At 41.2% G+C, this 14,297-nt stretch carries 11 protein-coding genes; 6 read left to right on the top strand and 5 right to left on the bottom strand.

Going from position 1 to position 14,297, the window contains the following annotated elements:
• Positions 1-2 precede the first annotated feature (2 nt).
• Positions 3-761 (bottom strand): hypothetical protein, encoded by a 759-nt coding sequence (locus EWU21_RS09030; protein ID WP_130896636.1) that lies wholly within the window; start codon positions 759-761, stop codon positions 3-5.
• Entirely contained in the window at positions 762-1,772 is a 1,011-nt protein-coding gene (locus EWU21_RS09025) for an AMP-binding protein (protein ID WP_130896635.1), read from the bottom strand.
• A gap of 85 nt (positions 1,773-1,857) precedes the next feature.
• Here EWU21_RS09025 and EWU21_RS09020 point away from each other — a divergent pair, with 85 nt between their 5' ends.
• From EWU21_RS09020 to EWU21_RS09000, 5 genes are read left to right on the top strand one after another with little or no spacing between them, the layout of a single operon-like run.
• On the top strand, positions 1,858-2,307 hold the full coding sequence (locus EWU21_RS09020) for a DUF2452 domain-containing protein (protein ID WP_130896634.1): 450 nt from the start codon (positions 1,858-1,860) through the stop codon (positions 2,305-2,307).
• Positions 2,308-2,311: 4 nt separating this feature from the next.
• Complete coding sequence (gene menB / locus EWU21_RS09015) at positions 2,312-3,136, top strand: 1,4-dihydroxy-2-naphthoyl-CoA synthase (protein ID WP_130896633.1); 825 nt, start codon at positions 2,312-2,314, stop codon at positions 3,134-3,136.
• Positions 3,137-3,138: 2 nt separating this feature from the next.
• On the top strand, positions 3,139-3,543 hold the full coding sequence (locus tag EWU21_RS09010) for an EVE domain-containing protein (RefSeq protein ID WP_130896632.1): 405 nt from the start codon (positions 3,139-3,141) through the stop codon (positions 3,541-3,543).
• A gap of 3 nt (positions 3,544-3,546) precedes the next feature.
• Positions 3,547-5,151 (top strand): hypothetical protein, encoded by a 1,605-nt coding sequence (locus tag EWU21_RS09005; protein ID WP_130896631.1) that lies wholly within the window; start codon positions 3,547-3,549, stop codon positions 5,149-5,151.
• 3 nt (positions 5,152-5,154) lie between these two features.
• Positions 5,155-6,060: a class I SAM-dependent methyltransferase gene (locus EWU21_RS09000; RefSeq protein ID WP_236633207.1), complete on the top strand. Its 906-nt coding sequence runs from the start codon at positions 5,155-5,157 to the stop codon at positions 6,058-6,060.
• On the opposite strand, the gene EWU21_RS08995 is transcribed toward EWU21_RS09000, so the two are convergent.
• The 3 genes from EWU21_RS08995 to EWU21_RS08985 all read right to left on the bottom strand — a co-directional run bounded on the left by EWU21_RS08995 (position 6,057) and on the right by EWU21_RS08985 (position 11,825).
• The gene (locus tag EWU21_RS08995) at positions 6,057-6,947 is read right to left on the bottom strand and encodes a bifunctional 5,10-methylenetetrahydrofolate dehydrogenase/5,10-methenyltetrahydrofolate cyclohydrolase (RefSeq protein ID WP_130896630.1); all 891 of its coding nucleotides are present in this window, start codon (positions 6,945-6,947) and stop codon (positions 6,057-6,059) included. The two genes, EWU21_RS09000 and EWU21_RS08995, sit on opposite strands and share 4 nt — an antisense overlap.
• 4 nt (positions 6,948-6,951) lie before the next feature.
• A complete protein-coding gene (gene topA / locus EWU21_RS08990) occupies positions 6,952-9,441 on the bottom strand; it encodes a type I DNA topoisomerase (protein WP_130896629.1) in 2,490 nt (829 codons plus the stop codon).
• 95 nt (positions 9,442-9,536) lie between these two features.
• Positions 9,537-11,825 (bottom strand): DUF5686 family protein, encoded by a 2,289-nt coding sequence (locus tag EWU21_RS08985; RefSeq protein WP_145983581.1) that lies wholly within the window; start codon positions 11,823-11,825, stop codon positions 9,537-9,539.
• Positions 11,826-12,004: 179 nt separating this feature from the next.
• On the opposite strand from EWU21_RS08985, the gene EWU21_RS08980 reads away from it, so the two are divergent.
• Positions 12,005-14,269, top strand: a complete 2,265-nt coding sequence (locus EWU21_RS08980) for an aconitate hydratase (RefSeq protein WP_130896627.1) — start codon at positions 12,005-12,007, stop codon at positions 14,267-14,269.
• The last annotated feature ends 28 nt before the right edge of the window (positions 14,270-14,297 follow it).

Raw genomic sequence — 14,297 nt, 5'->3', positions numbered from 1 at the left:
CGTTAAAAAATGAATTGCAATTTTTCTTCTAACTCGTCAAAATAGTAATTATTCCCACTGGGTTTACGTAGCGAATGTCCGGCTACATACCATAATCCATCCCCTGGATATACAGCTAAACTAGCCGATTTACAGTTCTGATTCGCCTTGTCTGCAGAGAATTCTGCGATAAATACGTGGTTCATTAAATCTTGTAATTCATCCCAATTAGCAAAGGTTTTCTGTCCTTCTTCACTGTCTTGATACGTAAAACTCAAGGAGGCAAAAGACATTTCTCCTTCGATTTTGCGCCAATTACCTTTGCGATCCATAAATTGAAATCCTAAATAAAGGGGTAATTCGCGACCATCGATTTCGAACATCGCTTGCATGAATTCTTGAATTAACGATTCCTGAGGCTCTAAATACAAGGGAACATTAGGGGTAGTATCATTCGCTTCCAGTGTAATAAAAGGCTCCTGGTCTTTAGGTGAGCAAGATCCTGTCACATATTCTTGGAACGCAGACATCAAACGATCTCGCCAAACCAAAGGCAATTCACCTTCATAAGTCCAGCTATCATCAGGCACTAAACCATCCGCAATTAATTCTTCGCGCGAAAAATCCGAGCGATCAATGTATTGAATTTCAATCGCCACCGAGGGCTTGTCTGTATCAAATTGTAAAAAAGAAAATACAGCTTCTAAATGGTAAGGCGCTGGCACATTAATGGGCGACTCATAGAATAGTTTGAAGCTGCGGGATAATTTATTCGGGTTCATCTAAAGGGAATTAAGATACAAAGCTACGGTTTTCGCCGTATCAATTTTAGCACTCGCGGTTTTAATAAAAGAAGGAAGGCAAATGATTTCTTTGGGAATCTCTGCAGAACTGAGCAGCCCCGGCTCTACGGAAAATGACATAGGCATGGAGGATTCCAAAAACAAAACCAATTTATTTCCCCAAAATGCGTCCGGAATTCCCGCTACAAAAAGGGGCAAGGAGGTCAATGAACGATATACTTGTTCTATTTTCTCTGGTTGTAACTTGATACCGCCAGAATTAATGACACGATCTAAACGTCCTTTTAAGACAAATTGACCCGCGGCCACCAGTTCAACCACATCTCTTGTCTCTATCCATTTGTTTTCGGTCGTCGGAGCACAAATCAATATACAATCTTCGTCAGTCTGAGCGATTTGGACACCTGGCAATGTTTGAAAATAGGACTGATTCCAAGTCCTGTAGGCAATATGGGAAACCGTTTCGGTCATACCATAAGTTTCATAAACAGGAAAACCGTAGTCTTTTCGCAAGCTGTCAGGTAAGGGGGCGCCACCTAATAGCACACCTTTTGCCTGTTTAAAATAGTCGCTGAGGTGAATTCCTGAATCGAGCATGGTAGCCCATTGCGTGGGAACAAAAGAAGCTAAATGAATGTCAGTCGGAGGAATCTGGCTTAAGGGGTTTTGGCAAGGTTCGACTAAAATCAAAGATAAATCGTGTACCAAAGCACGTACTAAGACCATTGCTCCAGCTATATACAGAGGAGAAAGGGATAACAAAGCCGCATCTCCTTTCTCTAATTTCAACCAATCTCCAGTCGTCTTCGCCGAAACATACAGGCGCTCGCGAGATATTACAATGGGCTTTGGTTCTCCCGTTGAACCTGAAGTATGAAAGGTAAATTCCGTTTGACCCGCTCGCCAAGCCTGACAAAAAGTAAAAACTTGCTGTTCAAATTCTGTTTCAGCAACAGGGAAATCCAAGAAGAGTGAAGCCAGGTGACGCATATAATTAGAGAATCTTTCCAAAATTAACCAAACATTCTCTAATTTCGTAGGTTAATGAAGGTACACCCTTTAGCAAGCCCCATTTATGTCAGAAGAAGCATTTTTTAATCCCATCAATCCTGATAAAGTAGCCGAAAATCCTGGTTTACTACCGTATGCTCATACAGCAGGAGGAGCGGTTATTAAACCGGACGACATGGGTAAGGTGAAAGGACGTTCCATGCTGGCCATGCGCCAGCAAACGGATCGCCAAATGAACCAGTTGTATGAACAAATGGAGGTTTTGGCACGTCAGGCGAAATTATTAGCCGATCGAAAAGAAATATCCGAGCGCATTTATGATGCCGCCATGGGCTTCGAACCCATCATTAGCGAGACCTATTATTTATACGAAAAAGAGAATGGAGCAGACCTGCTTTCTCTGGTAGCACCAGAAGAATGGGGCCGCTCATTCAAATACAGCCGTTTTTTAGCTAAAGTAACTTTATTAGCCGACCATACGTGGGAGGTTGAATACAACGAATCAAACCAGTAAATCTATGATCTCATCTTTTCCTTGGGAAACCATTAAAACCTACGAGGATATCTTATTTCAATTCTATAATGGAATTGCTAAAATCTCCATTAATCGCCCGCACAAACACAACGCATTTACGCCATTAACGGTGCAGGAGATGTCTGAAGCGATGGAGTTAGCGCGTCAAGATACGCGTGTAGGTGTGATTATTTTAACAGGTGAGGGAGGCAAAGCCTTCTGTTCTGGTGGGGATCAAAGCGTACGCGGAGACGGCGGATATGTAGGGAAAGATGCTGTACCACGCTTAAATGTGTTAGATCTTCAACGTCAAATCAGAACCATTCCGAAGCCTGTGGTGGCGATGGTGGCTGGTTGGGCGATAGGTGGCGGACATGTTTTACACGTCATCTGTGACTTATCGATAGCCGCAGAAAATGCACGTTTTGGACAAACAGGACCTAATGTAGGTTCTTTTGATGGAGGTTTTGGTGCTTCTTATTTAGCACGAGTAGTAGGTCAAAAGAAAGCAAGAGAAATCTGGTTACTATGTGATCAATATGACGCGTCAGACGCGCTTCAAATGGGATTAGTGAATAAAGTAGTTCCTTTAGAAGACTTGGAAAAAACGACGGTGGAGTGGTGTGAGAAGATTTTGGAAAAAAGTCCTTTAGCGCTTCGCATGTTGAAATCTGCGTTCAACGCGGAATTAGACGGACAGGCGGGTATTCAAGAATTAGCCGGTAACGCCACACTCTTGTATTATTTATCTGACGAGGCCAAAGAAGGTAAGAATGCCTTCCTCGAAAAGCGTAAACCAGACTTCTCTAAATTCCCTAAATTCCCCTAAATATGAATTATTGGTTAGTTAAATCAGAACCGTTCAAATATTCTTGGGATGATTTCGTTAAGGAGGGGAAATCTGTTTGGGATGGGGTGCGAAATTACCAAGCCCGGAATAATATGATGGCGATGAAAAAGGGCGATTGGGTCTTTTTTTACCATTCAAACGAAGGGATGGAAGTAGTAGGTTTAGCCGAAGTGCAAAAAGAACATTTTCCAGACCCGACCACAGAAGATCCGCGCTGGGTGGTAGTCGAATTAATTCCTGTGAAAAAATTCGCTAAAACCGTAACCCTGAAAACGATGAAAGCTGACGATCGCTTATCCGGTCTAGCACTCATCAAACAATCCCGTTTATCGGTAACGCCCGTCGCAAAAGCAGAATTCGATATTATTTTAAGCCTAGCTGAATAACAGATGAAATCGATCCGTCTACTCATTGTTTTACTTCTTTGTGGCCTAGCGGCAAACGCTCAAGAAATCAAGCGAATTGAGATTCCTATCGCAGGACAATTAGAAACCTTTTCCATTCCTCTAGGGGAAAAAGGGGTTATCGTATTAACACAAGTAGGCAAATCAGAATTCAACATTCGAAAATTCAACACGAATTTAGAGCAGGTTTGGATGAACCAGGGTAGTATCGAAGGGAATCTTGATTTTGTCACACATTGCTACGATGGAAATAATCTATACTTACTATTCAGTCGATTTAAAAGCAATAATTATTACATCGTTCGTGTTAACCCGACTGATGGTAAACTAGAAAAATTCCAAATTTTCTCCGTAGAAAAAATGGAAATTTCAAACTTCAAGGCTTTAAATCAATCGCTCTTTATCGGAGGAATTGTGAATAATACCCCGGTTATTCTTTTTACCAATTTAAGTGAAAAAAGAACGCGCATACTTCCAGCTGTGGTGAATGGTCAAGCAGAAATCCAGTCGATGGATTTAGATACGACACAGCAGCAAATCAATGTGGTCTATTCCGTAGGTAAAAAGGCAAAGAACTACCAACTAATTTTGAAATCCTTTGATGAGGATGGGAATCAATTAGGGCAAATTACGATGAACCCGAAAGAGGAGTACGCTCAAATGAATGCTAAATCCACTCAACTGAACGATTCCTTGCAGGTAGTAGTGGGTACCTATGGCCACAAAGGATCTATTGGATCTTCTAAAGGACCTAGTTCTCAAGGATTGTATTTCAGTTCCTATCTGGATGGTGATTTACAGGAATCCAAGTTTACAAGCTTTACCCAGTTTACGAACTTCTTTAATTTCTTAGGTGAAAAGCAAAAGAATAAACAAGAGAAAAAGATTAAATCGAAAGAAGAAAAAGGGGAGGAGCTTCGATTGGATTATCGCTTATTAATGCATGAAATCATTAAAAAAGGGGACCATTATATCGTCGTAGCGGAAGCCTTTTATCCGGATTATAAATATGTGAATTATTCTCCTTTTGGTGGAACCTTAGGAATGCTAGGTGGTGGACTTTATTCCCCATGGAATATGCTTTATAATCCCTATCGTTGGGGCTACGGAAATTACGGATTGTATTCGCCATTTTCCAGCTATTATAGCCCTTGGGGATACAGAGGATACAATTCCTTTAGTAATTCACAGCAATTTGATGGTTGGATTTATACCCACGCAGTCATCGCTGAATTAGATGAAAAAGGTAACGTATTGTGGGATCAATCCATCGATTTGAATAATATCAAAGAGGATAAGTTGATTCAAAAAATAAAGACCTCCTTACATGGAGATATGTTGACTTTATCTTACCAAAGAGGGAACAACATCATTTCTAAATACATCAGCGCAGAGGGTCAATCGGGCGATGAAAAAATACAGGAATTAAGTACTCAAAATGAGGGTGATAAAATCCGCCGTCAAGAAAAATCAGATTTACATTATTGGTACAGCAATCACTTTATCGCTTCAGGCAACCAAACCATTAACAATTCAGAGGAAGGAAGACGCTCCGTTTATTTCCTAACTAAAATCCCATTGAACCCCTAAAATTTGAAAAATTCAGCTTCTATTGCCATTGAAACACCCGCATTTTGGGGTAAAAATTACGAATTAATTGACTCCGGTGGGTTCGAAAAGCTCGAGCAATTTGGGGCTTTTGTGGTGAGACGACCTGAACCTCAGGCTGTTTGGCAAAAATCATTATCTGAAGAATTTTGGGCTAGTAAGGCGAATGCTTATTTCAAAAAAGAAAAGGGAAGCAATGAACGCGGTGTTTGGGAAGTAAAGAAAGGCGTACCGGATAAATGGTTTATGCCGTATCAATCGGAGACTTTGGATCTAAATTTTAAGATTTCCTTGTCTTCCTTTAAACACGTGGGGATATTTCCGGAGCAAGCATCGAACTGGGAGTTTTTGGCAAAAAACATTCCTTTGTTAAAAACACCTAAACCTAAAATCCTAAACTTATTCGCCTATACAGGCGGTGCGAGTTTAGCCTGCAAGCAGGTGGGCGCTGAGGTCACACACGTGGATTCGGTAAAACCCGTTTTATCCTGGGCGAGAGAGAACATGGAAGTCTCCAAGCTTGACAATATCCGTTGGATGGCTGAAGATGCGCTTAAATTCGTGAAACGTGAAGCCAGACGCGGTAATTTCTATCAAGGTATCCTGTTAGATCCTCCAGCCTATGGACGCGGTCCAGAAGGAGAAAAATGGGTATTAGAAGAGCAAATCGATGATATGTTACGTTCTGTGAAGGAGATATTAGATCCGAAAGAACACATCCTTTTAACGAATGTCTATTCCTTAGGCTTTTCTACCTTAGTTGTTGAAAATTTAATGAAAGGTATTTTCAATGTGCCAGAAAAGGCAGAATCAGGAGAGATCTATTTGAACGATGAATACGATAAAAAACTCCCCTTAGGAGTCTTTTATCGCTATCTATATCAGTCTTAGTTTTTCGGATAAATCACGCCTTTAGCAGCTAAAAGCGTGTTTTTCATTAAGGAAACGATGGTCATAGGACCTACACCTTTGGGTACAGGCGTAATATATGAGCATTTAGGAGCTACATCATCGAAATCCACATCACCCTTTAAAGCAAAACCTGATTTCTTTGTTGCATCTTCCACTCGCGTTAAACCTACGTCGATCACAACGGCTCCCGGTTTGATGTGTGCTGCTTTGATAAACTCTGGTATACCCAAGGCCGCAATAACAATATCCCCTTGAGAACAAATTTCTGCTAAATTAGTCGTTCTAGAATGCGTTAAGGTAACCGTACAGTTACCCACCGGGTGATTGCGCTGCATTAAGATGGACATAGGTAAACCCACAATTTGAGAACGACCTACTACCACGCAATGCTTTCCTGCTGTTTCAATCTTGTAATAAGCTAATAAATCCAACACTCCTTGCGGAGTGGCAGAGATATATGCCGGCAATCCTTTCGCCATGCGACCTATATTGATCGGATGGAAACCATCAACGTCCTTAGACGGATGAATCGTTTCCATCACTTTATCTGGATTAATGTGCTTTGGAAGTGGTAATTGAACGATTAAACCATCCATATCCGGATTGTCGTTCACTTTTTGTACTTCCGCTAATAAATCAGCCTCAGAGATCGATGGATCAAAACGCAACAGGGTAGAGGCAAAACCTAGTTCCTCACATGACTTCACTTTATTGGCCACATAGGTTTCTGAGGCGCCGTTGTTACCCACGAGTATAGCCACGAGATGAGGGGCTTTTTGGCCCGCAGCGACCATTTGTTTTACTTCTTCACCGATCGCGACTTTCATCGTTTCAGCGACCATCTTTCCATCAATAATCTGACTCATATGCTTATTTTTTACGTGCTTTTTTAGGTGCAGGAGCCGCGTCGCCAAGCGCTAAACACTCCTCCAATGTTAAATCTGCTGGTTCGGTTCCTTTAGGGATCTTTACATTGCGTTTACCGATTTGGATATACGGCCCATACATTCCATTTACCACTTTTACCGTTTCATTTTCCGCAAATTCCTTAATAAACTTATTCGCTTCCACTTTACGCTTCGCTTCGATTAATTCAATCGCACGAGCTTGATCAATGGTAGCTAAATTATCCGTTTTGGCTAACGAATAATATTTGCCATTGTGCTTTACATAAGGTCCAAAACGGCCTTTACCCGTCTCAATCAAGGAATCCTCAAAATACCCTAATCCACCTGCTTCCGCATCTTTCAAGGCTTGTGCAATCACGGCAATCGCTTGATCCATTTCAATCGTGAAGGGATCGTGGGTATCTGGCAAACTCGTAAACTTACCATCGTATTTAATATAAGGACCTAATTTACCAGCACCAATAATTACCGGCATATCGTTATGAATACCTACTTCGCGAGGCAATTTAGGGCGTTCTAATAAGGCCAAAGCTTCTTCAAAAGTCAATGTACTCACCGATTGCGTCTTCGTTAAATTCGCAAAGACAGGTTTTTCTTCCTCAGAAGATTCTCCTAACTGTACAAATGGACCAAATTTCCCTAAACGAACAGACACTAATCGTCCCGTTTTCGGATCTACACCTAATTCACGTCCACCACCCACAGAACTGCGGTTGATAGATTTAGAATCTTCAATCGTTTGGTGGAAAGACTTATAGAAATTCTTCATTAAGACGGTCCACTCTAATTTACCTTTAGCGATGTTATCAAATTCATCCTCCATCTCCGCGGTAAACGTATAATCGACCACGTTTTCGAAGTTTTCGACTAAGAAATCCGTTACGAGAGTTCCGATATGTGTAGGGAATAATTTCGCTTTTTCCGTACCCACCGTCTCCGTTGCCTTATTCCCAGCAATTTCGTTGTTCGAAAGGACCCAAGTTTGGAATTCACGCTCCCTTCCTGGGCGATCTTCTTTCACCACATACGCACGCTTAATGATGGTGGAAATGGTAGGGGCATAGGTCGAAGGACGACCGATCCCTTTTTCTTCCAAAGCCTTCACTAAACTTGCCTCCGTATAACGTGGCGCAGCACGAGTGAAACGCTCTTGCGCCTTCATTTCATCTAATGCTAATACTTGACCGACGTTCAAAGGAGGCAACATATCTTTGTTCTCATCCTCTTCCTCGTCATCCTTGCCTTCTAAATAGGCCTTCAAGAAACCTTCAAAAGCAATCACTTCTCCTTGAGCAGATAGAAGCTCTGGAGTGGTTGAAATATCGATCAAAGCGGTCGTACGCTCAATCAAGGCGTCTGCCATTTGCGACGCAATCGCCCGCTTCCAAATTAATTCATATAAACGCTTCTCGCGTGCATCACCTGTGATACTGTGGTTCGCAAAATCCGTCGGACGGATGGCTTCGTGAGCCTCTTGCGCACTTTCTGATTTGGTTTTAAATTGACGACTGTAGTGGAATTTAGCGCCATAAGCTGATTCAATTTCCGCTTTCGCCTTATCACGCGCTTCTTGCGATAACATCGTAGAATCGGTACGCATATAAGTAATGCGACCTGATTCGTAGAGTTTTTGGGCGACAGACATCGTAGTCGCCACGGCAAAACCTAGTTTACGAGATGCCTCTTGTTGTAAGGTAGAAGTTGTAAATGGAGGTGCAGGAGATTTTTTCGCCGGTTTCGTTTCTAAGCTTTTGATGCTAAACGCAGCGCCTACACATTTTTTCAGGAAGTCTAATGCATCATTTTCTTTGGCAAAAGCCTTCGATAATTCTGCTTTCAACACTTTTTTACCCGGTAAATCAAAATGAGCGACTACTTTAAAAGTGGCCACCGCCTCATGATTTTCGATTTCACGCTCGCGTTCTACAATTAACCGAACCGCTACCGATTGTACACGACCAGCAGACAAACCTTTTTGCACTTTAGACCAAAGAACCGGCGATAATTCGAATCCAATCAAGCGATCCATAATCCGACGCGCCTGCTGTGCATTCACTAAATCCATATCAATGGTACGTGGCTGGGTGATGGCTTGTAAGATAGCAGGCTTCGTAATTTCGCGGAAAACAATGCGCTTCGCGTTATCCTTTAATCCTAATGCTTCTTTTAGATGCCACGAAATCGCTTCTCCCTCCCGGTCGTCGTCCGTCGCTAACCAGACTTCCTCAGATGATTTCGCTAGACTTTTTAACTCAGAAATGACTTTGGTTTTATCTGCAGACACCACATAAGTAGGAGCAAAATCATTCTCCACATCAATAGCCTTATCTCCTTTAATAGGCAAATCGCGTACGTGACCAAAAGAAGACTTCACCACGAAATCCTTTCCCAAATATCCTTCTATGGTCTTCGCTTTCGCTGGAGACTCAACGATGACTAAATTTTTTGCCATTATGCTGGTTAAAAAATGAAATTCTTAAAATGACCTCAAATATAAGGGCTCTAAATTTAACAAAGAGGCAAAATTTGACGAAAAGCTAAAAAAAATTATTCTGGAATATTTCCAATGCGAATTCTTGAATTAATATTTACTCGAAATCCGATGTAACTAAATTGACCATTAATAAAGTTAGCAATCGCCTCTAATCGAAAGATCTTGAACACCCCATCAAGACCATATCCAACCTCATTATAGAGTAAATTCTGATTCTGAACATAATTAGCGTTAGCAATTAACACTTCCTTTACGTACAATTTTTTCATTCCTAATAAAGGCTTTAACCATAGATTAGAAAATTGAAAGAAGCTCAGTGCTTCGACATAAGCTCCGGCTGTGGAATTTGCATAATGATTCACATTCAATCGCTGATTTGTACCAGAAGTAAAGTTTTGGTAATAACCGACTAAACGCTCCGAAGCTAACATTTCCCCCGCCTGAATTAAGTTTAACGAACCATTATAATGTTTAAAATCGATAAAATAAGCTGGTTTATTTCCAATAAAAGTCCCTGCATTAATTAATAAGCCCATCTTAATCCAAGGGTTCACTTCAATATTATGTAGATAAGACAATTCCACTTGATTAAAATCAGTCAAAGATCCACCCACGTCTTTCCACCCAGCCCGGTATTTCGCTAATAACAGGGGAGAGGAACCCCAATCCGTCAGACGCGTATTCGCTCGGTAACTTTGAGTCAAAAAGGGCCTAAAACCCACTTGTAACTGAGTAATAAAAGATTGATGGGTCGCAAATCCTTCCTGGGTATACTCTGAATTCGTCGGATTATTCGGCTTAAAGTCGCGATTCAAGAAGTTAATCCAATAATAATCCGTTGTGTTATCCATCTGTGAACGTTCCGAATATTCGATTAACGATTTCAAAAAGAAGCGAGCAGAGAAGCGTTTAGTGAAATTCAGCGAAGTGAATTTAGAACGATAAATCTTCATCTGATTGTTCTTCAACAACAGCGTTGACAGTGAATTCATCTCGGGAGAGATCGTATTCTCCGGATTATACTGCGCCACAAAATCCCCATTAGTCACGGTTAGATCGAAAGAATCACCTCGATAGCGTAATCTAACTAGACCCGAGTTTCGGTTTATGCCAAAAGCTCTCCGTCCTAAAACTTCTGCCTCTAACATATGGTAACGCGACCAACGCTTTCTGAAAACTAAAGCTGTATTAGCTACAAATCCTTCTACCGTATTAAAATTGGAATCAAAAATCGGCGATTTATAATAGATTTCAAATGGATAATAATCACGCTTGAATTCCCCAAAATAAAAGGACTTACTTAAAATCAACTGAGATGGATTAAAAGGGGTTACTTTAAAACTATCAATCACCACCTCGCGATTCTTCATTCCCGGAACTTCTGTGAAAAATGCGGGATCCAATACTGTATTTGTTTCAGCCGTTTTATAATAGACTGAATCAATCATCACTAAATTAGAGGTGGGACGTTGCTTCCACTTTCGTAATAAGGATCCGTGTAAATTGGTCAAAAACTGGTTTGCATAGGTTTCATCAAAAGCAACGGCAGAGATATTTAATGTTTCTTTGGCATTTTTGGGCTCTTCAAATAGGCTAGCTTCAAATTTCCATTCTGACGGTTTCCCTATCGTTTCTTGATCCCATACATATTCGCCATCACTTCCTAATAAACCCGCTAAGAGTCGAATTTGCCCCTTTTTAGGAATCCATTTTCCTTGAAAGTTTTGATTTTGCAAATCAAAAGAATAATCGATTGCATCTGCAAATACAGCCCCTTCAAATCGCACCAACCAACCCGCTTCATCTAAGGTTAATGTTCCCTTAAATAAACGGTCGCGACGTATTTTAGGCTCTACTTGAAATTGATAGCAAGCTTTACCTTCGACTAAGGTGTCTCCTTTAAAATTAAAATGGTAATAGGATTTCGCTTGATAACTCAAAGGTGAGACGCAGGACGTTCCCACATAATCTTGGTAAAAATCAGGCCAAAGAAAAAGCGTAGGTTTCGTATACTTCTTATGAAAAGTCTGAACAGATTCAATACCGTGGATTAATTGATTCAAATGACCCACTTGCACTTCTGACATGGTTTGATTCCCATACCATTGCCCCATTTGAATCCCTTCTTTAGCGACTAGTCGCTTGCGAGCAATACCAATAACCTGATTAAATCGTGCCTTTTCTTGCACCTTAACACGCATCTTAAAAGAACCAATGGACTTACCATGTTCCTCAGCGGAACTCAAAGCTCTGTCTAGTATGGAAGCAGGAGTGAGGGATTGCGCTTGACTTTCATTTGGATCAAAATGAAAAAAACATCCAATCAAAAGCAATATTTTCAAATAGTTCAAGCGATGTGGATCTTAAAATGTTCAAATAGTCCTATTATAAATAGGTTAAATCAAGCAATAAAACAAAGTTCCTAATAATTCCCTAACAAAGGAAATGTTCTTATAAAATAGTGGCAAAATTGAAGCTAATCTATTAATTTTGTAAACATTTTTTACCAAACACTTTTACCATGGCCTTTGACATTGAAATGATTAAAGCTGTTTACGATCGCATGCCGGCTCGCATTGCTGCGGCTCGTGCGTTAACAGGTAAACCGCTTACGTTAACTGAAAAAATTCTTTATAGCCATTTATGGGAAGGAACAGCTTCTTCTGCGTATGCAAGAGGTGCTTCTTATGTAGATTTTGCACCAGACCGTGTGGCGATGCAAGATGCAACTGCTCAAATGGCCTTGTTACAATTCATGCAAGCAGGTCGTCCACAAGTGGCCGTACCTTCTACCGTGCATTGTGATCACTTAATTGAAGCAAAAGTTGCCTCTACTACGGATTTAAAAGTAGCAGTGGATAAAAATAAAGAGGTTTATGACTTCTTATCGTCAGTTTCTGACAAATACGGTATCGGTTTCTGGAAACCAGGAGCAGGTATTATTCACCAAGTAGTATTAGAAAATTATGCTTTCCCAGGCGGAATGATGATCGGAACGGATTCACACACGGTTAACGCGGGTGGTCTTGGTATGATCGCCATCGGTGTAGGTGGAGCAGATGCTTGCGATGTCATGGCAGGTTTAGCTTGGGAATTAAAGTTCCCTAAACTAATTGGTGTTAAGTTAACAGGTAAATTAAATGGCTGGACATCTCCTAAAGATGTTATCCTAAAAGTGGCAGGTATCCTGACCGTAAAAGGTGGAACGGGTGCAGTCGTTGAGTATTTCGGCGAAGGTGCAACTTCTATGTCTTGTACTGGTAAAGGAACTATCTGTAATATGGGTGCTGAAATCGGTGCTACTACGTCTACTTTCGGTTACGATGCTTCTATGGCGCGTTACTTAGAGTCGACAGGACGTGCAGATGTCGCTGCTTTAGCGAATGGTGTTAAAGATCATTTAACAGCAGATCCAGAGGTTTATGCAAACCCAGAAAAATACTTTGATCAAGTAATCGAAATCGATTTAGATACATTAGAACCTTATTTGAACGGCCCTTTCACACCGGATTTAGCTACGCCTATCTCAAAAATGAAAGAAATGGCAGAGAAAAACGGCTGGCCTACAAAAATCGAAGTAGGTTTAATCGGTTCTTGTACTAACTCTTCTTATGAAGATATCGCGCGTGCCGCTTCTTTAGCGAAGCAAGTAGCTGCGAAAGGATTGAAGACTAAAGCACAATTCACGATCACTCCTGGTTCTGAATTAGTTCGTTACACGATCGAGCGTGATGGTTTCATCTCGACATTTGATTCTATCGGAGCCACGGTATTCTCCAATGCTTGTGGACCTTGTATTGGCCAATGGGCTCGTCCAGGTGCAGAAAAAGGAGAGAAGAACACGATTGTTCACTCGTTCAACAGAAACTTTGCAAAACGTGCAGATGGTAACCCGAACACGTTTGCTTTCGTAGCTTCACCAGAAATGGTCACTGCTTTAGCGATTGCGGGTGACCTAACGTTCAATCCATTAACGGATACGTTAACAAACGAAAAAGGAGAACAAGTAAAATTAGACGCACCTACGGGAGACGAATTACCTAAATTAGGTTTCGCTGCGGAAGATGCGGGCTACCAAGCTCCTGCAGCTGATGGTTCAGGCGTTCAAGTGAAAGTATCAGCTACGTCTGATCGTTTACAATTATTAGATCCATTCGCAGCATGGGAAGGTTCTGATTTGAAAGGGTTAAAATTGTTAATTAAGGCCAAAGGTAAATGTACAACGGATCACATCTCGATGGCAGGTCCTTGGTTGAAATACCGTGGTCACTTAGATAACATCTCGAATAACATGTTAATCGGAGCGGTGAACTTCTATAATGAGAAGACGGACAACGTGAAGAATGCATTAACTGGTGAATATGGTCCAGTTCCAGCTACTCAACGTGCTTACAAAGCAGCTGGTGTAGGAACTATTGTAGTAGGAGATACAAACTATGGAGAAGGATCATCTCGTGAGCATGCTGCGATGGAACCACGTCACTTAGGTGTTCGTGCCGTTTTAGTGAAGTCATTTGCTCGTATCCACGAAACCAACTTGAAGAAGCAAGGGATGTTAGCCTTAACTTTTGCAAACGAGGCTGATTACGATAAAATCCAAGAGGATGATTCTATCAACATCGTAGGTTTAGGAGGCTTTGCTCCTGAAAAATCATTGACGATCGAATTAGTTCACGCGGATGGTAGCACAGATAGTTTTGCTGTGAACCACACGTACAATGAGCAACAAATCGAATGGTTCAAAGCTGGTGGTGCTTTAAACATCATCCGTGCATCCGTAAAATAATTTGAAATAGGGGCGAAATTGCTTAATT

Source organism: Aquirufa antheringensis (assembly GCF_004307425.1).
Taxonomy (GTDB): Bacteria; Bacteroidota; Bacteroidia; order Cytophagales; family Spirosomataceae; genus Aquirufa; species Aquirufa antheringensis.
The sequence above is the reverse complement of the archived record's forward strand: the minus strand, read 5'-3'. Positions and strand labels throughout refer to the sequence as shown.